Raw genomic sequence first — 20,542 nt, 5'->3', positions numbered from 1 at the left:
CTAAATAATGGGACCAGCTTAATTGTTTTTAAAAATAAAAAAACCTTTCAGGTATATGAATAATTGCAAGCAGTTTTGCTCTACAAAATCATAGCCCCGAAAGGGTTATATTAGTAATTGATTATGAAAAGTAAAAAAAGTCTTATCTATATAATACCCTTAGTTGTCTTAATTTTCAATATATAATAGTTAGTTCTCCTAATCGATAAAAACAATAAATCATAATAAAAGAAATGTTTTTATGATTTATAAACATATTTACTTTGTTACTATAACTACCAAGTTATTTTTTCACATTATATTTTTTTATTATAATACTATTAGGAAATTCTAGTATAGAAAGAAGTGTATTTGATGACAGAAGTTGATCTTGTTCTAGCTGGTGGTGGTAAAGAAGCCTATCACATAGTTGTATGGAAAGCATTCAATGAATACGGTATTAGTGACAATATTTGTGCTGTTTCAGGTACATCTGTTGGAGCTTTAATTAGATATATTTCAAACAAAAGTTGAGTTGTGAATATCAATTCATCGTTAAAACAACAGAGAGCCGCTTCAGCGTATTTACCTGAAGCGGCTCTTGTTATCTCAAAAATGGTAATGGTGCTTGCTGAATTCCGTTTTGAGTTGAAATATAAAAAGATTTTGCGAATCCCTCACTGTGAATACATTCGTCTATTACGAGCATTATAGGAATCTTTCGTAAGTCTAACATTAGCTCCTTTCTAACATGTTCTGCTAAAGCGAGATTTGATATAGATAAAATAAAAATACCTGGTAAACTCTTCGTATTTTCGAAGTTCAATAAATTATTTGGTCCATTTTGAATCTGATCTTCCCAAATTTTCAATCGCGATTTTAAATGTTGTGCATATCGCTGACCTTGTTGTACCCTTTCAAATATGAAGTTTTGATTTCCAATTGGAGTTTTAATTTCTCCTACAGCAATTGGATTATAGCCATTACCAGTACCTTTTAGCTTTGGATACCAGCACCAGTTTTTTAATAGCTGTTGGCCTACTGCAAACTCATATTTTATTTGATTCATAGTGACAAATCTTTGTACCCCCGCTACTCCAAGTTTTAACCACTGTTCTGGCTTCAAAGAATAGTTTGTGTTGCGATTATGGTAAGCCCACATCATTAAATGACCAGCAGTATTTAATGTGATTGGAGCAGAGGTTTTGGATTGATCCGGAAATAGTCCCGATTTTATCTCCCACCTACTAACAAATCCATACAGTACCAGTTTTTTCAGCGATTCTGAAACCTGTGACCTACTAATTTTAGATTCCACAAAATTTTTAATTTGAGCTTCAGTAATCGCTAATGAATCCCAAATAAGCTTTAGTATTAAATTGTCCTTTTCATTTATAAAACCTGAATTAATTCTGTCATATATACTACGTAAATCTGTGAGTGGTTTAAATTTATCTGGAAGAATTGGTCCCCCCTGTAAAGAGGGATCATCCCAAAGTGATAACGATTCGTCCCTATTAAGCCAATATTGAACCGCCTTTCCATTCTCTTGTACGGAAACCTGCGGCGCGCTCATTAGTTATATAAAAACGCCGTTGGATCGTTAACTTTTTTGCGTCCAAATGGAAACTTAAAGATAACCCCCGACCCTCTCTCTTTTTCTACATCCACATTCACAATTCTCATACTAACTATTTCATCCAATACTGGCTGTTCGATTGTTTTAGGGACAATTCCTTTAATTGTGCAGCCTTGGTCCAATTCAACAAAAACTCCAAAACGCGGGTCAACATTTACAACCCTTCCTACAATTGTATCCCCTTCAGCTAATTCAGATAATAACTGATAAGGGTTTTCCACGGCTGCTTTTCTAGAAACGTGGATTAGTCGTTGCTCTGGATTAAATTGTAGAACCTTAACTGGGATGCGTTCACCAATAGGTGCATAACGATCCACAGCGTTTTTATACACTCTTCCATAGTTTAGTTCATGTAATTTCATGAAGCATTCCGCACCATTAATGCGTAAGAATATAGTAGGAACCTGAGCATTCATATTGTATCCAGTTACTTCTGCTTCGTAGGTTGGCTCTTGCAGTCTTTCATCTTGCTCCAATTCTATTAACTCATGAATTAACGCATCTGCAGATCTCCTACTTGCTTCTTTTACTGAAACCTGAACTTTATTTACATCCAGTTCATCAGATATTTGAGTAATTACTACGTTAAAAATATTACCTGTGAATTGTGTAATACTTCTAAAAGAATAATCTGAAAAGTTCTCTTTTTTACAAATACCTATAATCTTTCCGTTTTCAAGGGCGAACTCAGCATATTCAGTATCTGGATCGTCTTTATCATGTCTTTTAACCGTTCTCAATACTGCTTGAATTGGCTCTTTATATCTACGTAGTCCCTGTAGCTTTTCATAAGTTTTTGAATCCATAAAAATATCTCCTCTCCCTCGTTCAATATTTATAAAGTTCAAAAATAATACTTCTACTTGAATTATTGTTACTTTTAGCTAAGAAACTAAGCTTTTTAGAAATATTTTCTGAAATTTATAATTGTGCTATTTTTCATATTTATAATCTCTATTATTTTTTCATTATTTTCAAAAGGGAAAACTCAGCAAGAAGCAAAAGAAGTTATAAACGACATTGTTACTGGTCTTAATGGGAAGACACTATTAATCGTTGCTGTGGTATTTGTAATGTGAGGAATATTTATTGTTGGTAATATTGTAAATAATGGCTATGAACCAAATACACATCCAAGTATGCGAGACGATTGTGAACCTTTAGGAGGCGCTCATTATGTTGGAGAATGGGATACTGGTGGTCTTTTTTGAAAAGCTAAATGTGTTTATAATAAAAATGACGAATCGGATAAAAAATAGTATATAAAGGCCTTATCTTTTCTATAGGGTGATGAGGCTTTTTAATCTACAAAAGAAAAGACACCCTAAGGTGCCTTCCTCCGACTTGAACCACTTTAATTTTATATAAATATACACGTATTACCCCTTTGTTATACGTGTAAACACATCCTATAAAACAGAATCGTCTATATACACCAGATTGTTAGTTCACAAAGTACAAGAGATTTGAGATCAGTATTAGAGTGACGCCACACCTTTTATAATTATTGATATGTTACGCCTTTCAAAAGAATCTGCTTTATAGAATGTATCCACAATTTATATTTTACTATATGTAATATTTATTTGGTGTAATTTTTATGAATATGTATAATTGCATAAAGTTTATGAAAAAATGAGAGGATAATTTGGTATTGTGTAATAAAGATAAGGCCCACCTACGGAAATAGGTGGGTTTTTTGTTGGGTATTTCTATCTCATTGCACAAAAGGGAATTTCTATTAAAACCATAGCATATTTTTATAGCTCTTATATTGAGAAAAAAGAAAAGACACCCAAATAAGAGTGTCTTTTCCCATAGTTTTTAGCAGAAGCAAGAAGCTCCAACAATAATTAATAAAATAAATAATACAACTAATAAAGCAAATCCTCCTGCAAAGCCACAGCCGCCACCGCAGCTACCACCAAAGCCCATAATAATTCCTCCTTTAAATAGTAGGAGAAAAATAAGGAGTCACTCATGTATTTTAATGGATTCAAATTACTTTATGTTTTTATGGATTAATTGAGCAGGTCCTTTTGAAAATAGTTTGTATATCGAAAGTAGAGGATTAATTATCCTGCATGTCAATCAATATGCTAAATTGCATATCTAAAAAAGTAGAATTTGTTAACGTTTTCAAAATAAGGAATATTCTTATAAATTTCTGTTAATATCAAACTTGTACTTATTATAAAACAAGGGGATGTTTATATGTTTAAAAAAGTTACATTGGGGATATCATCATTAGCTGTGGCAACAGTAGTTGGGTTAGGAATGGCATCGGAGGCATCAGCAGGGCCAGCAGCAGGGCCAGCAGCACCTCTAACTTCTTTAAGTGTAGTAAAAGTAGAATCACAATTGGGTGGAGTTGAATACATTACCCCTAATAGTTTTAGTACAACTAAAGATCATGGGGGAAGTTACTTATATGTTTACACAAAAGAAATAGGGTATGGACAGTTTCCTTTTGCCAAAATGAATGGATTTGATGTAAAAAGTATTGGTTCACAAATAATTGGTGGTAATCCTATTGTAGGTTGGGAATATAAATGGGACGCATCAAATCATCAAGAAGGGACTTTTGAATATCAAAAGACTTCAATAAACTATCCAAGAGATACGTGGCGCACTTCGTTATATATTAAATAATTAGTTATATATATTCGTAGCATGATAATCCCTTCACAATGTGTGGGGATTTTTTTATAAAAAAAGACACCCTAAGGTGCCTTCCTCCGACTTGAACCATCTTAATTTTAATAATATGTATTGGACGCCAATCCAATTGTTATTTTACCACATTAAGTAATGTTGTACATTGAGAAATTTGTTATACCTCTTTATCTAAATGTAAAAAGTCCTAGAGGGGCTAGGACTTTTTGACAGAATGAAAATGATTTTAAAAAAGGACTTATATAACATAACATACGAATGTTTCATAAATGTATCGTAAAAGTGAACAAAATCTATATTTTATCGATTTAAATAATCTGTCATGAATTCTTCGGCTTCTTTTTTTATCTCTTCTGGAGTCAGTTGGTCAACTGGTTTATAATTTCCGTGTTTATCATAGTTGGCCGAATCTTTCTTAGGGTCATAAGTAGATGGTGGAACTTGTTCTTTAGGAACAGCAGGCTCTTCTGTTTTAGGTACTGATGTTGTTTTTGGTGTTGGATTAGGGATATTTGGTGTAGTAGTTTGTTTTCCGTCGATTTCGCGTAACAAAGGGAAAATTTCTGTATATTTTCTAGCTGATTTTTGCATCAAATCATGACCTTTTTGAAATTCATTTACATCTTTAGCTGTTAATGCGTTTTTCATAATAAAAGATGCATCTGAGAATCCTTGCATTGCTTCTACCATCGTACTATGTAGCTTGCTGTACTTATTAGATGCGCTAATTGATAGCATATCATTTGATACTGTTTCAAATCCTCTTAAAATAGTAATTACTTCTTTTCTCCAGTCTTCATTATCCATCTGTATAGATCCTGAGTTTACACTTTTTAAGTATGCTGTTGTATATGGATCAATATCGTTAAACGATTGATCGAGTTTGGCTCTATATTCAGAATCGGTTAAGGTTTCTTTCTTATCGTTTGTATTACTAGAGGTTGTTTCACTTGAACTTGGTTTTTCTTCTTTTTCAACAGTTTTATTTTCGCAACCCACCGTTAGTATTCCAAGAACAGAAATAATAAGTAATAGTTTTTTCAACCACATCACCCCTAATTTTATTTATGTCAGAGAGTAAAATAAAAGCACTCTTTCGAGTGCCTTCAACTATTCTACTTTTAATTTAATTTCTTTACCCATCATTCCGCCGCGAGCTTTTAAAACTAAGCCTTGTGCGTCAGCAGGAACATCGAAAATAATTTTACCTGTTTGAGTTAAACCGGGGTTAAGTTGTTTTAAGAAGAAATCTGATTTACCACTATTTCCAATATCATAAGCTGTTTGAGCTTGTGTAGAATACTTAAATTCACGGTCCTGATTATCCATTAATTTAAAGCTATTTGCGTCTACAGTGATAGCATCTTTTTGGTTATTAGTAATTGAAATTTCAACTACTTTATATATACCTTTTGCCTTTTCATTTAAATATTCTCCACCAACAGAGTCTACTGATTCAACAGATCCTACAGTAATTTTCACTTTAGAGGATTCTCCCTCTTTAGAAAGTTCCTTTTTAGGCTCTTCTTTTTTAGGTTCCTCTTCCTTTGGCTCATCCTTCTTTTTAGGTTCTTCCTTTTTCACTTCTTCTTTTTTAGGCTCTTTTTTTACCTCTGTAGAAGCTTGTTGAGTTGTTTCTTTAGCTTTAGGTTTCTCTTCTTTATCTTTTGTTGGTATTAATATCATAGCTAACACAAGGCATACAATCGAACTAATAAAAAGTTTCGCCTTAGGTTTTCTTTTGAACAGAGCAATGATAAATAATACAAACAGCACTATTGAAGCTAGAAAAATTAATACCGCTAGTGTTTCCATATGCAATCCGCCTTTTTTGGTATTTTTTGAATGAAATGTAAGATTTCCGAGCCTATCATAGCAAACAATCAATCTGAATATTGTCATATTATGTCGAACGAAAAGAAAAAAGCACTCATAAGAGTGCTTTTCCATAAATCTAATGTTTTTTACTAGATTTTTTATGTCCTTTATTTCGTTCACAAGCTACACCATCGCCATCACGGTCTAAATGCGAAGCATAAGCTGGGCTATCTGGAGTTATATCATAGTAACCGGCATTATTTGCATCTGTACAGTTTGCAAAGTGAACTTTCTCTTGTTTAGGTGCAGCTTTTTGTTGCTCCTGTTCTTTTGCTCGAGCTGCTTCTTGTTGTTTCTTTTGTTCTTCCTGTTGCCTTTGAGCCTCTTCTTGTTTGCGTTGCTCATCTAATCGCTTTTGCTCTTCAGCCTTTTTTTGTTCCTCAGCTTGCTTTTGCTCTTCGGCTTTTTTCTGTTCTTCTATTTTCTTTTGTTCCTCTTCTTGTTTTTGCTCATCTAACTTCTTTTGTTCCTCTTCTTGTTTTTGCTCATCTAACTTCTTTTGTTCATCTTCTTTTTTAGTTTCTTGTTTTGGTTCTTCTAATGTACTTGCTTTATTATTTGAACCACAAGCAGCCAATCCCATAAGTAACACGCTGCATGCTAAAGCCATTAATAATTTTTTACTCATAATTTAATTCCTCCAAGGTATATAAAATGTAATATTTCTGGACAATCTTATCAAAAAAACATCTATATATTGTTATATTATGTCTAACAGGGATAAAAAAAGAGAGCGGATGCCCCCCTATTATATTCCTAATAGTTGTTTCTTTTTTGCTGTAAACTCTTCTTCTGTTAGAATTCCTTGATCTTTCAACGCAGCTAGTTTAGTGATTTCGTCAGCGACCGAATAGTTATTTACAGGAGTTGCTGTAGAAGGTTGGTCATTAGAAGCAAAAGTATTTTTTTCTTGTTCGTTCATATACCCTTCTATTAACTCTTTTGCTTTTAAGAAATTGTTATATTCGTGTTTATTAAACATGACAGTATTTTCATCTTTTGCCAAGTCAGAGGTGGATCTAGTTTTTACTTCAGAGCTTCCAGGGAAAACGAATTGGATATAACCATGTGAAAGGAAGCCTGGTGGTTTGAATTGTATACCCGTAAGACTTTTGATTTGGATTTCTTTAGATCCCTTACCGATCCAACGAGAGTAGTTAATAGTAATTTTAGTTGGTGTGACTACTAGTGTACTTAGTTGCCCTTTAAATTCTAGCATGTATATCTCCTTTTATAACAGCTTATATTGATAATAAGATGATAATAGCAAATTACACCTTCTTAATTTGTCATATTCTGTCGAAAGATATAAAAAAAGACACCCAAAGGTACCTTTCTCCGATTTGAACCATCTTAATTTTATTGTGTTGTTATTATATAAGAAAAGAAGACATCGATTAAGATGTCTCCTTTTACTTGTACACTTGGTGTTAAGAAGGTATTGTATTGCTTAAAAACCATAAAAAAATATAACAATCATCGAGTAAGTCTATTATAGCATTAATAAATAGAATTTTTATATGCAATTTTACATATATATAGATTAATTTATATTTTATCTATATAATTAAATTGTCTGTTTCTTGTTTTAATTCGTTTATTTATTTTGAGTGCTCCAGCAATGGAGCCTTTTTTTATGCAATAAAACATTTTCATTCCATTACTTAGTTGAGCTATATTAACTTTACTCTCTTAAATTATATCTATATTTTACCAAATAATTATATAGATAACCAGTTTTTTCTAATAATCTAGTGGATTGATAATTTTAATGTTATTTGTTAATCCTTTTAGGAAAATTTATCATGCAATGAAGATTGAGAAATCAAGAATTATAAAAAACTTATAGTATCTTTTGGAAAAATATATTTATAATTCATATATTAATATGTTATAATTTAATTTCTAAAACTACCTAAAAAGGACTGCCAGTATTGGTGGTCTTTTTTATATTGGTAAGATTGTACTAGTATAATAGGGTAGATTTAACTGTATATTGTGAGGTGATATACCTATGGAGTTTTTGTTGGAGCTTCTAAAAGAATTTGTAAAAGCCATTGTACGTGAAGTTTCTGGGTATGTTTTTAGGAAACAAATTTTAGAAAAAGATAACAAAGACCCACTCCTCGTCGCCGTCCAAAGCAAAAGGGTGGGTTTCGTAAAAAATTAATGATATAACCACCACCCTGACGGTAGCAGTTATTAGAAGAGATGTTAGCGCATCTCTTCTTTTATTATATACACAAGCTATTACTGTAATACTACTACAGTAATTCAAACGTACATAAAAAATCAATGAGCACGTAATAGATATAACGTACAGAAGAAAAGAAACCCAAGGGTGCCTTTTTTCAATTTATTACATCCCTAATTGATTGTAAATTGATTTGAATACGTGAATTCACCACGATATTTAATTGCAGCGACATAAGTACCGCTTGTATAGCTATCTGTGATAGGGGTTTGCCAAATTTCTGTTCCAGGAATAAATTCTGGTTCTATTGTTTGGCATCGTTCTAGGGTACCATTTGTGTGGATTTTAAAAATTTTCATTTGCGCACCAAAATGTTCTCTACCAAAGTACTGTGTTAAATAAAATGTATCACCAGTTATTAAATTCCCAATCTTCCAATCTGGTTGATATGTACTTTCCTCTGAATTTTGTAAATCCACAATGGTTTTAAATCCCCAATCATCATTAAGTGGATCTGAGTAAGCTGCAGCTGCTTGTGAGGTAGGCTTACTCATTTCTATTGCAGTAAAACCGCTAAAAGTTAACGCCCCAATTAATGCTAATTTTCCTAACTTCATTATTGTTTCCCCCTATTAATTTTTGTAATTTTTAAAACCAGAAATCATACACACAATAATATAATCTACTGTATTATATTTCAAATTTTTCCTAAAAAAATCCACAAATAAAAAGGCACGCCAAAGGTGCCTTCCTCCGATTTGAATCACTTTAATTCTAAGAATATGTATTGGACTCCCATTCAAGTATCATTTTTCTCAATGAACAATTGGTATATTTTAGGGTTTTTTCACTATTTTTATGTTAAGATATTTTGGTTGATATTCATCTTATTTTAGGAGGTTGGAAGATCTGTTACATGCTTTTCATATGGATTTTAGTTTCTATACAGAAAATATAAAAGTTTTAGCGTTATTAGGGAATTCTACTCGATTATCAATTGTTTGTAAATTGATTACATATGGATCGTTGTCAGTTTCTGATTTAAGTAAGCAAACAAGAATTACAGAGGATTTGATTGTACAACATTTGCGTAAATTAGCCTTTGGAAATATTGTAATTAGTGAACGTATAGGGAAAAGGCTTTATTTTAAAATAAAAGATAATAAAACAATTGAGATTATTAAGGTATTAGGGTTACTAAGTTAATTTGAATTACTTTCAATATAAATGATTTTGCTATAATTCAATTGTGCAAAATTATATTTAGCCCGCCTATGAAAATAGGTAGGTTTTTAATATACAAAAAGGCGCCCATATAAGGGTGCCTTTTCCAATAGTTTTTAGCAGAAACAACTGCATCCGATAATAATTAATAGAATAAATAATACAACTAATAAAGCGAATCCTCCAGCGAAACCGCAGCCTTCGCCACAACTACCACCATATCCCATAACAATAGTGCCTCCTTTAGATTAGAGGGTAAAACTAGGGTTCATTCCATGGATTTTAATGGGTTCACTTTACCTTATGTTTTTAAGAATTAATTGAGCAGGTCCTTTTGAAAATAGGGAAAAGACGCCATAAGGCGCCTTCCTTTTAGGTAGATAAGACTTTAGTTTTCCAATCTAAAGAAATTTTGTATCAGTTCTTTGAGAGTATATCATGATATTTGCTTGATTTATTATGCATTTTTACATACCTTTTCAAATCCCTCTATTTTCCATTTGATAAAATAAAATCCCAATATTGTTAATAATTAAATAAATATTTATATAAATTGAAAATATTTACAAAAAATACAGAAGTGATACATTTAAGGTGCAAGTTATAAAAAATATTTAAGGGGGATTTATTATGTTTAAGAAATTAGTAGTAGGAACATTAGCAACTGGTATCGCATTAACTGGAGGGATTGGAGCAGCATCAGCAAGTACAGAAGGTGTAGATAATACTAAAAATTCAGCACTAATTGTCCAACGTACCCAAATACTTAAAGATGATTTCAGTCTGATAAATGGTGAAAGAGAAGTATCGTTCGAGCATGTAAAAAAAGCAGATATGAGAGTTCATATGACAAACAATACTAAAGGTACACTTGACTGGTCTTTAAAAGACTCAAAAGGTAATGTTATTGGTTCTGGATCGTTAGCAGCAGGAAAGGGTTTTACAAATACATACAATACTCTTTCAAAAGGTAAATATAAGCTTAAAGTTACTCACAGAAATGGTGGTTCTGGATCATTCTATGCAGCTGCTCGTACTTTAGACTAGTATACATAGAACCATCTTAAGTCATCTTAAGTATATTGAAAAAAAACAATCGGAGAGTTTGAAGATAAAGGATTTTTGTTATAATATCATCGCGCGCGAATGCAAAATCAAAAAAGGCCTACCTACGGAAATAGGTGGGCTTTTTAATACATAAAGAAAGACACCCTAAGGTGCCTTTTACGCTGTAACAAATTTAAATACATAGTACATAAAAAATAACAAAGATAGACTTGCTAATCTGCTAGCAATTGATTCTTTTATAAATTTCATAAGTATCACTTTGACAATCAATGCTAAAAATAACGGTATAAACAGTACCATAGCAAGTTTGATAGCTAAGTCGTTTATAGTTGGATTAAACGATTCAAAGTTAATAATGATATTCACTTACCCCTCTTTGTATCTATTTATACTTATAATTAGATTTGTATTGTTTTGACTACTAAAGAGCTGTTAATTTGAGAACCATTTATTTTTGAATTATAAGAGTACTCTCACATTTACGACAAGCAATCTTCTCTTCTTCAAAAATGAATAGATTTTCAGCATCACATTCTGGGCATACAACTGCAAATGGTGTTTTTATATTTTTATAGCATAGGAAAGAAAAGAATGCCATGATTAGAGCAGGTATAATAAGCATCATAATTAAGAATAGGCCCGCAAACAAGCCTGTAATTATGGAAAGTGGTTTCATTAGTTTTCTACCTACGGAGTTTACTTGATTATCCTTTTTACGAAAAGCAGTAACAAGGTAAGTTTGGGTTTCTTTTATTGGCTCAAATGCATTTACCGTATTGTAATCTTGTTCATCCATAGTGGGATAGGAAGTGTTTGGTCCTTGATACCCTCGTTGTATATAATAGTTGTTTGACTCAGCTATTCGTGGTGTATACGAGATTCCAGTTCCAGGTACATAAGTTGTTGTTCTTGATTCAGATAAAATAGAGTTCCCTCCCATACCTGTGTATGTAAAGTTAATTTTCACACCCGGGGAAAACTGGATAATTCTACGAAATTTATAACCCATAATATTGTATCCTCTCTATCTAATTAATAGAATTCTTTACTAATTATAACAAATTTTCAGTGTTTTATATTAATATATTTAGTTATAATGTATTAATATAATATAAATATTTAAATTAAATAATTCAAGGTGTTTTATGAGTCCTTTTTTATAAAAAAGACACCCAAAGGTGCCTTCCGAATTGAACCACTTTAATTTTAATAATATGTATTGGACTCCCATCCAAATATTATTTTACCATATTTATTATCTATTTTATTAAATTATTACTGGGCCTCTTGCTCACCTTTAGCTTTCATTTGTTTTTCATATACATATTTTGCTGTTGAAAAATCAGTAGGAAAATCACGTAGTGCCTTATTTATAATATTTAATTCTTCTTGCGATTTAATTTCAATGTTATTTAAATAGTCAAATGCTTTGGATTGTTTATTTGCAACATAATTTTGAGTAGAATAATCATCTGGGAAGTCTTTCTTAGCTTTTTCTTTAACCTTATTCATAGCTTCTGTTTTGTCGATGTTCTTTACTGGGTTCGCTAATGTTCCAGTAGTTTGTTCTGGTTTAGGTACTTCTTTCTTTTCCGGTTGAGACTCCGGCTTTACGTCTTCTTTTTTAGGCTGTTCTTGTTCTTGCGGTTTAGGTGTTTCTTGACTCGGCTGTGTAGTTTTTTGAAGTGACCTAGTTTGCTCTTTTTCATAGGAGTCTACTTTAGATTTCAACTCTTTGATTTGTGTTTTTAATTCTTGCTGTTCATTAAAGTGTTGATCGATAAGTTTATCCATATCTTTTTGTGAATACTTAGGTTTCATATCTTCTGATTTGGAATCTTTAAAAATAGCTACGGAAGCAATGATAGCTACTAGTACAGCGATAATTCCAATGATTAATTTTTTATTCATTTATGTTCCTCCTAAAATACAATAATATTATTATATAACAATTAATCATTTATAGGTAGAAAAAAAGACACCCTAAGGTGCCTTCCTACGACTTGAACCACTTTAATTTTAATAATATGTATTTGGACTTTCATCCAAATAATATTTTACCATATTAAGTTATATTGGTGATTGAGAAATATGAATTGAATCTATTATTTTACTTTTAAGCTCTTTTCGTATTCTTTAGCTTCTTCAACATTTTTAAATGTTTTTAAATCGAATATCTTTTCTCCATCAATACATACAACTAATACTCCATCTTGAGCTTGAAGAACACTACCTACATTACCTTTTCCGAGTGAAATACTGAAGGGATTCTCTACATTTAATGATTTTTTTTTAACAAGATAATCTTTAAATGGCATACCAATGGATAGTTCGTCTTTTAAGCCTTTAATAGTGTTACCAGAAGTAGTTGTTGGTTGTTCCTTTTTTGTAGCCTCTTCTTGCTGTTTGCGTTGCTTTTCAGCCGTCTCTTGTTCAGCTTTCTCCTTTTTCACAGTCCCTTTTTCTTCAGCTTTCTTCGCTTTCTCAGCTTCCTTTTGTGCTTCTTGCTCAGCTTTAGATTCTTTGGAAGTACTTGCTGTCTCGTTAGATGAACATGCTGCTAATCCCATGAATAAAGCTAAACAAGTAAGTGTTGTTAATAGTTTTTTGTTCATAGTATGTATCCCCCAGCGTTTAAAATGTAAGATTCACCTGAACTATCATAACAAATATAATCATAACTATTTTGTCGTATTATGTCGAAATGAAAAAAAGACACCCTAAGGTGCCTTTTCCTTACTTTATTAGGGGGTTATTAGTCAATAAGCCCTTCAACCTTCATAGCTTCTTCTACATCAAGTTTACGATGTGAAATTACCTCGTCTGATTCTTCATAGGAAACTATCTCAAACACATCTCCTTTGGCTATATAACCGTATTCTTTATTATCCCAAAAGCGTTCATCTGATGTATCAAATTCAAGATCGTGTTTTCCATTATGTTCGATGCATTTAGCATAAACATAGTCACGTCCTACCTCTGTTACTTTATAATTTTCTGTTGTTGGTTCTCCTGATTTACAGCCTGTTAATAGTATTGTAAATAATCCTACTGTTAAAATAACTCTCTTCAATATGCTTCCTCCTAGTAATTATATTATTGTAAAAAATCTCTTGGGATGTCTAAGGAGGTTACTCCAAGTCCATATGTTAATAAAAATCTTTTTTTATGTATTCTAGGCCTTGTATTTGTCAGTAAGTTCCTTTACAATTTCAATTTGCTTCTCTAACGTTTTTCTTTGTGTTTCCCTCGTTTGGCTACTAAAAGAATCGTTAGTATATACACTTTGTAAAGTATCAGCTGAAGAATAAACCCAGAAAATAGCATCCTCATACTCTCTCGGTAACTTCAATTGTTTTACCTCCAAAAAGGCGTTTTTTATCTCCATTAAAATGATATCCGCTGTCATTTCATCATAAAGAGGATTTTTAGCCTCGTTTACCATTTTTTCCGCATGATATAAGAACTTATTAATATTCTTACTGTCCCATTTAGTAGTGGCCGTACCCCCTTCCCTTTTCTTTAACTTGTTGTACTCGTCTACTAAATTGTTATAGTCATTTGCTACCTTATCCCAGGTATAAACCATAAATCCAGAGAATAGCAGAGAAGCCGCCAATGTTCCATATAGTGCTTTTTGTTTGATGTTTTTCTTGTTGCTTGTCATGTTGTTATTTCCTCCCTAACATATCCATTATTTTTTTACCTTTCCATTTCGTGCAATTCTTCCACTTCGTTACGGATTCACCCGAATACTCAAGAATACATGTCCTCTTAATTTGAAATAATAAAAGCACTCTTTCGAGTGCCTTCGACTATTCTACTTTTAATTTAATTTCTTTACCCATCATACCGCCACGAGCTTTTAAAACTAAGCCTTGTGCGTCAGCGGGAACATCAAAGATAATTTTCCCTGTTTGAGATAAGCCAGGATTAAGTTGTTTTAAGAAGAAATCAGATTTACCACCGTTGCCTACATCGAAAGCAGTTTGAGCTTGTGTAGAGTATGTAAATTCACGATCTTTATTATCAACTAATTTGAAGCTGTTAGCATCAACAGTGATAGCGTCTTTTTGATTATTTGTAATTGTAATTTCAACTACTTTAAACACGCCTTGCGCTTTTTCGTTTAAGTATTCGCCACCTACTGAATCTTTTGATTCAACAGAACCTACCGCAATTTTAACTTTAGAAGATTCGCCCTCTTTAGAAAGTTCCTTTTTAGGTTCTTCTTTTTTAGGCTCAGGTTTAGTTTCTTCCTTCTTAGGCTCATCTTTCTTCGTTTCCTGTTTAGCCTCTTGTTTTGGTTCAGTAGAAGCTGGTTTAGTTTCTTCTTTATCCTTACTGCTATTACCGTAAGCTCCAAGCACTATGATAACAACGATAAGCCAGAACCACCATTTTTTGTAGAACGGTTTTTTCATTTTATTTCCTCCAATTATGTAAAATGTAAGATTTCCGAGCTTATCATAACAAACAATTAATTCGAATATTGTCATATTTTGTCGAAGGGAAATAAAAAAGAGAGTACCAGTCTCTCCTTTTTATCTATTAGTAAAAAATAGTCACCTATATGGTTGATGTTGATATTGGTGATACTGTTGATATGATTGAAAATGTTGTGCCGGTATACTATAAGGATGAGCATATGGATCTGGTGGTGGATCTGGTAGTGGAATATGATTATGCCACCACCACCATGGTATTTCATGTGTCCAAGGTTTAGGTATAGTGGTTAACATAGGAGTCTGTCTATAAAAATATCCATTCAAGTTCGTTCCCCCTAACATAAATTTGATATTTATTTGATGTATTATATCTAATTGGGAACATTATGGATAATTGTCCCTTTAGAATTGGGGGAACATCTAAAAGACAAAAAAAAGAGAGCAATTTGCTCTCTTACCACATTCGGTAAAATTATACCTGTAGATATTGGAAATGATTTCTTTTATGATGAAATCAAATCATAGTATATCCTTGTTGTTTTGCAACATTTTGACATACAACGCTAATTGTTTAGCGAAATGCCCTTGCTGACGTCCGTCTAGCTCCTCATAAGCTCGTTGGATGTTATTGCAAAATTTAAAACTTATTGCTAATCATAAAAAAGACACCCTAAGGTGCCTTTCTTCAACTTACCCCCTTAACATCAGATGTTATCTACATAATTGAAGTGATAAAACACCCATACATTAGTAATTACTTCACGAACCTATTTTAAGTTTACAAAATTCCAAAAAGGCCCCTCTCATTAAAAATAAAAAGAGGCTCTTTTTTTTATTAATCTACATGTTTAGTGTGTACAAATCCTAAGGCATACGATCTTTTAAATCTGCTAAAGGTATAAGCTTGTCGACAAGCCATAATTTCTTATTTCCATCATAGATAAGATTTATTTGCATTAATGACATATTATCAGCTGAAACACCATTAACTGTAATTTTACTTTTCACTTTTGCCAATACATTTGCTTTTGTAGTATCCAAAAATGCATAATACAACTCGCCACCTGTGTATTCAGATTGAAATGAAACTTTCTTCTTTTCTTTCTCATCTCCAGTTCCAGGAGCAGATTGCGTTGGTCCACCTGGTGGTGTTAATTCTTTCTTTGCATTTGGTGTTATATATGCATCGATATTAGCAAGGTAAGATTCGCCTTTACCTGTATCATAAGTACGGAAAGCTTTAAGAAATCGTTCTGCAGCTTCTTTTACTTGTTGTTGATTATTACTCTTTAGAGCTAACAATTCCTTTTTCGTATCGTTGTATTGTGCCTCCACCTTTTCCACTTTTTTCGTTAATTTTATATTATCAGTTTTAAGTTTTTCGTTATCAGATTGATATTTTATTAAAAACCCTACACTAGCTATTAATAAAATTGCTATTATAATGGTGATTTTCTTCATGATTTACCTCCTTTTCGCAGTTTCATAAGTTGCTAAATGTTACATGCATTATTATCTAAATACACGACCATATCCCGCAAAATGCTGTTGAAAATATGGTTTACTTAAATCAGCATAGCCAATTGGATCGCCAGCATGATACATTGTATTATTTCCTACATAAATGCCAACATGCGTAATGTAGTTACTTGTAGCATAAGTGCTATGGAAAAATACTAAATCTCCTGGCTTAGGATCTGTTACACGTTGGGTTTTATCCCATTGGGTTTGTGCAGTACCAAATAAATTAATACCAACCCTTGAATACGTATACTCAATAATTCCACTACAGTCAAATGATGTATTTGGCGTTCGCCCTCCAAAAACATATGGCCATCCTTGATACTTTAGTGCTTCTGCCATAATTGCTTGGAATACATCATCACCTAAAACACTACCACCAGCAATTCCACCAGAACCACCAGGAGTTTGTCCAGGTTGATAGTATCTCATAATATGTGGGACATAATCGGGATCACCATAGCACCAATTATTAGCTACAGCCTCTGCACTTCGCCACGAACCACATTTATACCCATTTTTAGCTGATTGCTCTGCAGAAAATGCTCTTGCATTCTCGTGTGTATATCCACCTTTCGAAACTGCATAGTTAGCGTATCCGGTTCCGTATAGTGATAGGTAAGGTTTTGACATCATCTCCACCTTTTCCCCCACTTCACACCGTACGTGAGACTTTCACCTCATACGGCGCTCCATCTAATTCAATTGACCAACTTTTGTATTGAAGCAAAGATAGGATGTCGACGCGCTGATATTCTCAGCTTGTCAAACATCACTTTCTTATCTTCAATAATGTCGTACTTATTTAAGATTGATTTTGCCTTATCTGAATCATCGCTATGAATTGCTAAGTGTATGTCTTCTAGTACAATTACCAGATTCTCATAATTGTCCTGTCCCCCAAATTCCAACGGAATTTTATGATGACAGTGCCAACCTACTAATCCAACTTCTTGTTTCGTAATTGCACATTTTCCATACTGTGCAATAAACTTTGCAATTCTGTTATCGTTGTATTCTACTGTTCGATGCTTCATATAAAAACGCTGTACATGTCGGAGTGTCTCCCTATCTACGGCTTTTAGCGTATCATGTATTTTCTCTCTACCTTCTTTTGTATAATTTGAGATAGACTGAGTAAAATTTCTAGCCGGTTTGTGCTTCTGCGCATGGATAGGTAGTAATACGATGTCTTTGATTTTATACAATTTAGGATTGTATCGTTTATATCTTTTCCTTAATACAGTTGACATGTCACTCTTAGTGGCTTTTTTCCAATCTCGCCTCAGTCGATTATAGAGAGTTCTTATGAGATGGCAACTCATGTGATCTAGATCGTGATTAATATGTGTGGCGGCTGAATAATAATTTTGTATTCCCATTACAGTCGTGTTAAATCGCCATACTGATTCTGGTGTTTGTTCTCTGCTTATATCTTTAACAGCCTTTTTCAGCTTGCTATACGCATGTTTTCTGGATTTTACACACATTCTGCTATGAGCCACATGTTTGTTTCCTTTCTTATTTGCCTTAACTGTAAAGCCTAAAAAGTGACTCGCTTTTTTCCTCAAATTTATAATCTTTGATTTTTCAAGGCTAATATCCAGATGTAGGCGTGTTTTAAGAAAGTCTTTTGTTGCTTCAAACATTTTTAAAGCCGTTACATAATCACGACATAATATTTTTGCATCGTCTGCATATCGAATTAAGAAACATTCCTTTAATTTGCTTTTCTTTAGTGCTCGATATTTTTCACTATTTCCCTTATATGGATGTGAGGTCTTTATCGTTTCCCATTGGTTACTTACCCACCAATCTAATTCGTTGAGTACGATATTAGATAGAAGCGGACTTAGTATTCCTCCTTGCGGAGTACCTTTTTGAGGAACACCCTCATTTACAATTTCTGCTTTCAGTAGTCTTGAAATGATAGAAAGTAATTTCTTATCTCGTATACCTATCGTCCACAATTGCTTTAGAAGTTTTCCATGATGCACATTGTCAAAGAAACCTTTAATGTCTATATCCACACAGTAGTGAAATCCGTTTCCTTTTCTATTCACTAAAGATTTCATTCTCGCTAGTGCATGATGTGTACTTCGGTTAGGGCGAAAACCGTAACTATGGTTATGAAATTTCGCTTCACATATTGGTTCCAATATTTGCAATACACATTGCTGAAATAATCTGTCCCATATGGTTGGTATCCCTAAAGGTCTACGGTCTCCATTTGGTTTTGGTATAAATACGCGTCTTACAGATTGTGGTTCATACCAACCAAACATCGTTCTTACTTTTTCTATCACTTCATCCGTTGAAAGCATTTTAATATCATTAATTGTCATTCCATCTGTTCCAGCTGTCAGACTTCCCATATTTCTTTTTATATTTCGATATGCTAAACGTATGTTTTCATCCATCTTCATAAGCTCTATTAATTTATAAAAGTTGTTACCGTTTTGACTTTGCTGATACAAGTCATCTAGTGTAGACTGCATATCATAATATTCAGCGTGTCTAAGCTTTTCAGTTTTCTTTATAAGTCGGATCTCCTTTCAGAGTTTACCTTTTTTAGTCTCACAAGAACCTTATAATTCGACTGCGTAGCTTTTTGAAACGGTTGGTCAATCTTTCATCAGACTAATGGCTATCCCTCTGCAATGTTTCCATTGCTTCACCGGTACTATGCCATCACTCTCACCACCATAAATGAAGGTTATACGTTTGCTAATCTCACAAACACCTTCCCTTCAAACACTTCCTCGAAGATAAGTTCTCCATGTTGGTGGCTTTCCACGTTCCATTATTTCTATCTATGCATAACACTTTTAGGGTTCTCCTTTAAGCCTACTGACTTGATGCCGCCTATAACGACATATGGACTTTCATAACAACTATTTTTACTCATCCACATCAGCACCACGCTCGTGGCACACACATTTCTATGTGTCATCGTTCTAGACCCGTACATTCGAAGATTCGTCAGATTCTGCCTACCCGTTGGTTTTGTTGAATCCATTCTACCCATGAGTGCTTTTTAGACTCCCGGCCTATAGGCTACACCATCCACCGCTGGACAGTTTTCGTAGTATCGAGATACTTTAACGGTAGCTCTCAGCCGACTTCACCGAGCTTCACACAACTACAGGCTTATCTTTTGTATGCTGCATGTCGGAGTATCAGAGGAAGCCCTTCAAGGCGTTACCCTATCATTTGACTTCTCGAAATAATAGTTCTGCTGAATATTGAATCAGCGCCTAACCTTTTCAGTTAGGAACGTGTCGCACAGTTATAACATTGTAATGTAGTATTTTGATCACCATTTGATTTTTTATGACAATCAGCAAAATGCATTAAACCATATTTTATACTTTCCTCTGGATCAGTAAAATACCCTGGAGGATGCCCTTGTGATTCCGAGCTTTGCATTACATCTAATTGTGTTCCAGAACTTTCTTGTTGGATAAGAGCAAGAATTAAAGGCGTCATTGCTTCAATACCATGCTGTGCCGCATATTTCCTTACCAACGGCCCCCATCTCATTACTTCAGGACTAACACTTGCTGTACCTGGGGCAAAAGGACCACCAATTCCTCCAGGACTGACTTCATCTTCACTCATACTAGCAGTTAATAAAAATATCACTATACCTAAACCTGCAACAACAGCCAGAATAACACCGGCTATTATTAATAATGGCTTTGCAACAGCAACTGTAGCTGCCTTGTGAGCTACTTTAACTGCTACTTTCTTCCCTACTTGTGCAACTGCTTTACCCGCTAATTTTGACCCTTTACCAGCCGTCTTCCCTAAAGAATGGCCTGCCTTTTTCAAGGCAGGCTTAGCATTCCCTAGCTCAGCTTCAGGATGATGTTCATTTTCAAAGTCGCGATTTGGTTCCGCACTCAATGTATA

The 20,542-nt window shown here is 33.4% G+C and carries 24 protein-coding genes and 4 pseudogenes; 6 read left to right on the top strand and 22 right to left on the bottom strand.

The features are described 5' to 3' along the window. The first annotated feature begins 354 nt into the window (after window positions 1-354). The gene (locus AC241_RS34975) at window positions 355-513 is read left to right on the top strand and encodes a hypothetical protein (protein ID WP_176539471.1); all 159 of its coding nucleotides are present in this window, start codon (window positions 355-357) and stop codon (window positions 511-513) included. Window positions 514-583: 70 nt separating this feature from the next. Here AC241_RS34975 and AC241_RS28860 read toward each other — a convergent pair whose 3' ends face one another. Continuing rightward, complete coding sequence (locus AC241_RS28860) at window positions 584-1,555, bottom strand: hypothetical protein (RefSeq protein WP_050845206.1); 972 nt, start codon at window positions 1,553-1,555, stop codon at window positions 584-586. Then, window positions 1,555-2,424: an RNA-binding protein gene (locus AC241_RS28855; protein ID WP_050845204.1), complete on the bottom strand. Its 870-nt coding sequence runs from the start codon at window positions 2,422-2,424 to the stop codon at window positions 1,555-1,557. Before AC241_RS28855 ends, AC241_RS28860 begins: the two co-directional genes overlap by 1 nt. 108 nt (window positions 2,425-2,532) lie before the next feature. On the opposite strand from AC241_RS28855, the pseudogene AC241_RS35360 reads away from it, so the two are divergent. Further along, window positions 2,533-2,829: pseudogene (locus AC241_RS35360) on the top strand (hypothetical protein). A 613-nt stretch (window positions 2,830-3,442) separates the two neighbouring features. Here AC241_RS35360 and AC241_RS33700 read toward each other — a convergent pair. Next, a complete protein-coding gene (locus AC241_RS33700) occupies window positions 3,443-3,553 on the bottom strand; it encodes a YjcZ family sporulation protein (protein ID WP_000505681.1) in 111 nt (36 codons plus the stop codon). 279 nt (window positions 3,554-3,832) lie between these two features. Between AC241_RS33700 and AC241_RS28850 the strand changes: the two genes are divergently transcribed. Next, the gene (locus AC241_RS28850; protein WP_050845202.1) at window positions 3,833-4,270 is read left to right on the top strand and encodes a DUF4879 domain-containing protein; all 438 of its coding nucleotides are present in this window, start codon (window positions 3,833-3,835) and stop codon (window positions 4,268-4,270) included. Window positions 4,271-4,594: 324 nt separating this feature from the next. Here the strand turns inward: AC241_RS28850 and AC241_RS28845 are convergent, their stop codons facing one another. The 4 genes from AC241_RS28845 to AC241_RS28830 all read right to left on the bottom strand — a co-directional run bounded on the left by AC241_RS28845 (window position 4,595) and on the right by AC241_RS28830 (window position 7,391). Next, window positions 4,595-5,344 carry a hypothetical protein gene (locus AC241_RS28845; RefSeq protein WP_413541772.1) on the bottom strand — a complete coding sequence of 250 codons (750 nt, stop codon included), beginning with the start codon at window positions 5,342-5,344 and terminating at the stop codon, window positions 4,595-4,597. 60 nt (window positions 5,345-5,404) lie between these two features. After that, the gene (locus AC241_RS28840; protein WP_050845200.1) at window positions 5,405-6,109 is read right to left on the bottom strand and encodes a DUF4352 domain-containing protein; all 705 of its coding nucleotides are present in this window, start codon (window positions 6,107-6,109) and stop codon (window positions 5,405-5,407) included. A 139-nt stretch (window positions 6,110-6,248) separates the two neighbouring features. Next, window positions 6,249-6,800: an excalibur calcium-binding domain-containing protein gene (locus AC241_RS28835; protein ID WP_050845199.1), complete on the bottom strand. Its 552-nt coding sequence runs from the start codon at window positions 6,798-6,800 to the stop codon at window positions 6,249-6,251. Between the two features lie 120 nt (window positions 6,801-6,920). Further along, window positions 6,921-7,391, bottom strand: coding sequence for a DUF4429 domain-containing protein (locus tag AC241_RS28830; RefSeq protein ID WP_050845198.1), 471 nt, complete (start codon window positions 7,389-7,391; stop codon window positions 6,921-6,923). A 795-nt stretch (window positions 7,392-8,186) separates the two neighbouring features. Here AC241_RS28830 and AC241_RS34970 point away from each other — a divergent pair. Further along, window positions 8,187-8,342, top strand: coding sequence for a hypothetical protein (locus tag AC241_RS34970; protein ID WP_180229700.1), 156 nt, complete (start codon window positions 8,187-8,189; stop codon window positions 8,340-8,342). 197 nt (window positions 8,343-8,539) lie between these two features. On the opposite strand, the gene AC241_RS28825 is transcribed toward AC241_RS34970, so the two are convergent. Next, window positions 8,540-8,983, bottom strand: coding sequence for a DUF5065 family protein (locus AC241_RS28825; RefSeq protein WP_050845197.1), 444 nt, complete (start codon window positions 8,981-8,983; stop codon window positions 8,540-8,542). Window positions 8,984-9,293: 310 nt separating this feature from the next. On the opposite strand from AC241_RS28825, the gene AC241_RS28820 reads away from it, so the two are divergent. Continuing rightward, entirely contained in the window at window positions 9,294-9,572 is a 279-nt protein-coding gene (locus AC241_RS28820; protein WP_050845196.1) for an ArsR/SmtB family transcription factor, read from the top strand. A gap of 134 nt (window positions 9,573-9,706) precedes the next feature. On the opposite strand, the gene AC241_RS33690 is transcribed toward AC241_RS28820, so the two are convergent. After that, window positions 9,707-9,817 (bottom strand): YjcZ family sporulation protein, encoded by a 111-nt coding sequence (locus tag AC241_RS33690; protein WP_000540371.1) that lies wholly within the window; start codon window positions 9,815-9,817, stop codon window positions 9,707-9,709. Window positions 9,818-10,220: 403 nt separating this feature from the next. Here AC241_RS33690 and AC241_RS28815 point away from each other — a divergent pair, with 403 nt between their 5' ends. Then, a complete protein-coding gene (locus AC241_RS28815) occupies window positions 10,221-10,637 on the top strand; it encodes a hypothetical protein (protein ID WP_050845195.1) in 417 nt (138 codons plus the stop codon). A gap of 177 nt (window positions 10,638-10,814) precedes the next feature. On the opposite strand, the gene AC241_RS35355 is transcribed toward AC241_RS28815, so the two are convergent. The 13 genes and pseudogenes from AC241_RS35355 to AC241_RS28755 form a co-directional block, all read right to left on the bottom strand. After that, complete coding sequence (locus tag AC241_RS35355) at window positions 10,815-11,024, bottom strand: hypothetical protein (RefSeq protein WP_050845194.1); 210 nt, start codon at window positions 11,022-11,024, stop codon at window positions 10,815-10,817. Window positions 11,025-11,106: 82 nt separating this feature from the next. Further along, window positions 11,107-11,667, bottom strand: a complete 561-nt coding sequence (locus tag AC241_RS28805) for a DUF4236 domain-containing protein (protein WP_050845193.1) — start codon at window positions 11,665-11,667, stop codon at window positions 11,107-11,109. A gap of 266 nt (window positions 11,668-11,933) precedes the next feature. Continuing rightward, window positions 11,934-12,569, bottom strand: coding sequence for a hypothetical protein (locus tag AC241_RS28800; RefSeq protein WP_001035532.1), 636 nt, complete (start codon window positions 12,567-12,569; stop codon window positions 11,934-11,936). Window positions 12,570-12,763: 194 nt separating this feature from the next. After that, window positions 12,764-13,273: a hypothetical protein gene (locus AC241_RS28795; RefSeq protein WP_050845192.1), complete on the bottom strand. Its 510-nt coding sequence runs from the start codon at window positions 13,271-13,273 to the stop codon at window positions 12,764-12,766. Window positions 13,274-13,413: 140 nt separating this feature from the next. Next, window positions 13,414-13,731, bottom strand: a complete 318-nt coding sequence (locus AC241_RS28790) for a hypothetical protein (protein ID WP_000832199.1) — start codon at window positions 13,729-13,731, stop codon at window positions 13,414-13,416. 102 nt (window positions 13,732-13,833) lie between these two features. Then, on the bottom strand, window positions 13,834-14,325 hold the full coding sequence (locus tag AC241_RS28785) for a hypothetical protein (protein WP_050845191.1): 492 nt from the start codon (window positions 14,323-14,325) through the stop codon (window positions 13,834-13,836). 148 nt (window positions 14,326-14,473) lie between these two features. Next, the gene (locus AC241_RS28780) at window positions 14,474-15,082 is read right to left on the bottom strand and encodes a DUF4352 domain-containing protein (RefSeq protein WP_000742851.1); all 609 of its coding nucleotides are present in this window, start codon (window positions 15,080-15,082) and stop codon (window positions 14,474-14,476) included. Between the two features lie 141 nt (window positions 15,083-15,223). Further along, window positions 15,224-15,430, bottom strand: coding sequence for a hypothetical protein (locus AC241_RS28775; protein ID WP_001014800.1), 207 nt, complete (start codon window positions 15,428-15,430; stop codon window positions 15,224-15,226). A gap of 195 nt (window positions 15,431-15,625) precedes the next feature. Next, window positions 15,626-15,736, bottom strand: a pseudogene (locus AC241_RS35350) (XRE family transcriptional regulator); the annotation flags it as partial. 234 nt (window positions 15,737-15,970) lie between these two features. Continuing rightward, window positions 15,971-16,567, bottom strand: coding sequence for a hypothetical protein (locus AC241_RS28770; protein WP_050845190.1), 597 nt, complete (start codon window positions 16,565-16,567; stop codon window positions 15,971-15,973). A gap of 51 nt (window positions 16,568-16,618) precedes the next feature. Then, window positions 16,619-17,236, bottom strand: a pseudogene (locus AC241_RS28765) (C40 family peptidase); the annotation flags it as partial. 92 nt (window positions 17,237-17,328) lie between these two features. Further along, entirely contained in the window at window positions 17,329-19,125 is a 1,797-nt protein-coding gene (ltrA, locus tag AC241_RS28760; protein ID WP_050845189.1) for a group II intron reverse transcriptase/maturase, read from the bottom strand. Window positions 19,126-19,906: 781 nt separating this feature from the next. Then, window positions 19,907-20,536 (bottom strand): annotated as a pseudogene (locus tag AC241_RS28755) (lysozyme family protein); the annotation flags it as partial. Window positions 20,537-20,542 lie beyond the last annotated feature (6 nt).

This window comes from Bacillus thuringiensis (assembly GCF_001182785.1).
Classification (GTDB): Bacteria; Bacillota; Bacilli; order Bacillales; family Bacillaceae_G; genus Bacillus_A; species Bacillus_A thuringiensis_S.
Note: the sequence above shows the minus strand (reverse complement) of the source record. Positions and strands in the feature narration are given on the sequence as shown.

Excerpts from the sequence above, each read along its gene's own strand:
- AC241_RS28780 (WP_000742851.1), bottom strand. The coding sequence starts at position 15,082 with ATGAAAAAACCGTTCTACAAAAAATGGTGGTTCTGGCTTATCGTTGTT.
- AC241_RS28860 (WP_050845206.1), bottom strand. The coding sequence starts at position 1,555 with ATGAGCGCGCCGCAGGTTTCCGTACAAGAGAATGGAAAGGCGGTTCAA.
- AC241_RS28850 (WP_050845202.1), top strand. The coding sequence starts at position 3,833 with ATGTTTAAAAAAGTTACATTGGGGATATCATCATTAGCTGTGGCAACA.
- AC241_RS28840 (WP_050845200.1), bottom strand. The coding sequence starts at position 6,109 with ATGGAAACACTAGCGGTATTAATTTTTCTAGCTTCAATAGTGCTGTTT.
- AC241_RS28815 (WP_050845195.1), top strand. The coding sequence starts at position 10,221 with ATGTTTAAGAAATTAGTAGTAGGAACATTAGCAACTGGTATCGCATTA.
- AC241_RS28845 (WP_413541772.1), bottom strand. The coding sequence starts at position 5,344 with ATGTGGTTGAAAAAACTATTACTTATTATTTCTGTTCTTGGAATACTA.
- AC241_RS28820 (WP_050845196.1), top strand. The coding sequence starts at position 9,294 with ATGGATTTTAGTTTCTATACAGAAAATATAAAAGTTTTAGCGTTATTA.
- AC241_RS28800 (WP_001035532.1), bottom strand. The coding sequence starts at position 12,569 with ATGAATAAAAAATTAATCATTGGAATTATCGCTGTACTAGTAGCTATC.
- AC241_RS33690 (WP_000540371.1), bottom strand. The coding sequence starts at position 9,817 with ATGGGATATGGTGGTAGTTGTGGCGAAGGCTGCGGTTTCGCTGGAGGA.
- AC241_RS28855 (WP_050845204.1), bottom strand. The coding sequence starts at position 2,424 with ATGGATTCAAAAACTTATGAAAAGCTACAGGGACTACGTAGATATAAA.
- ltrA (WP_050845189.1), bottom strand. The coding sequence starts at position 19,125 with ATGCAGTCTACACTAGATGACTTGTATCAGCAAAGTCAAAACGGTAAC.
- AC241_RS28795 (WP_050845192.1), bottom strand. The coding sequence starts at position 13,273 with ATGAACAAAAAACTATTAACAACACTTACTTGTTTAGCTTTATTCATG.
- AC241_RS34975 (WP_176539471.1), top strand. The coding sequence starts at position 355 with ATGACAGAAGTTGATCTTGTTCTAGCTGGTGGTGGTAAAGAAGCCTAT.
- AC241_RS28805 (WP_050845193.1), bottom strand. The coding sequence starts at position 11,667 with ATGGGTTATAAATTTCGTAGAATTATCCAGTTTTCCCCGGGTGTGAAA.
- AC241_RS33700 (WP_000505681.1), bottom strand. The coding sequence starts at position 3,553 with ATGGGCTTTGGTGGTAGCTGCGGTGGCGGCTGTGGCTTTGCAGGAGGA.
- AC241_RS28825 (WP_050845197.1), bottom strand. The coding sequence starts at position 8,983 with ATGAAGTTAGGAAAATTAGCATTAATTGGGGCGTTAACTTTTAGCGGT.
- AC241_RS34970 (WP_180229700.1), top strand. The coding sequence starts at position 8,187 with ATGGAGTTTTTGTTGGAGCTTCTAAAAGAATTTGTAAAAGCCATTGTA.
- AC241_RS28770 (WP_050845190.1), bottom strand. The coding sequence starts at position 16,567 with ATGAAGAAAATCACCATTATAATAGCAATTTTATTAATAGCTAGTGTA.
- AC241_RS28785 (WP_050845191.1), bottom strand. The coding sequence starts at position 14,325 with ATGACAAGCAACAAGAAAAACATCAAACAAAAAGCACTATATGGAACA.
- AC241_RS28835 (WP_050845199.1), bottom strand. The coding sequence starts at position 6,800 with ATGAGTAAAAAATTATTAATGGCTTTAGCATGCAGCGTGTTACTTATG.
- AC241_RS28830 (WP_050845198.1), bottom strand. The coding sequence starts at position 7,391 with ATGCTAGAATTTAAAGGGCAACTAAGTACACTAGTAGTCACACCAACT.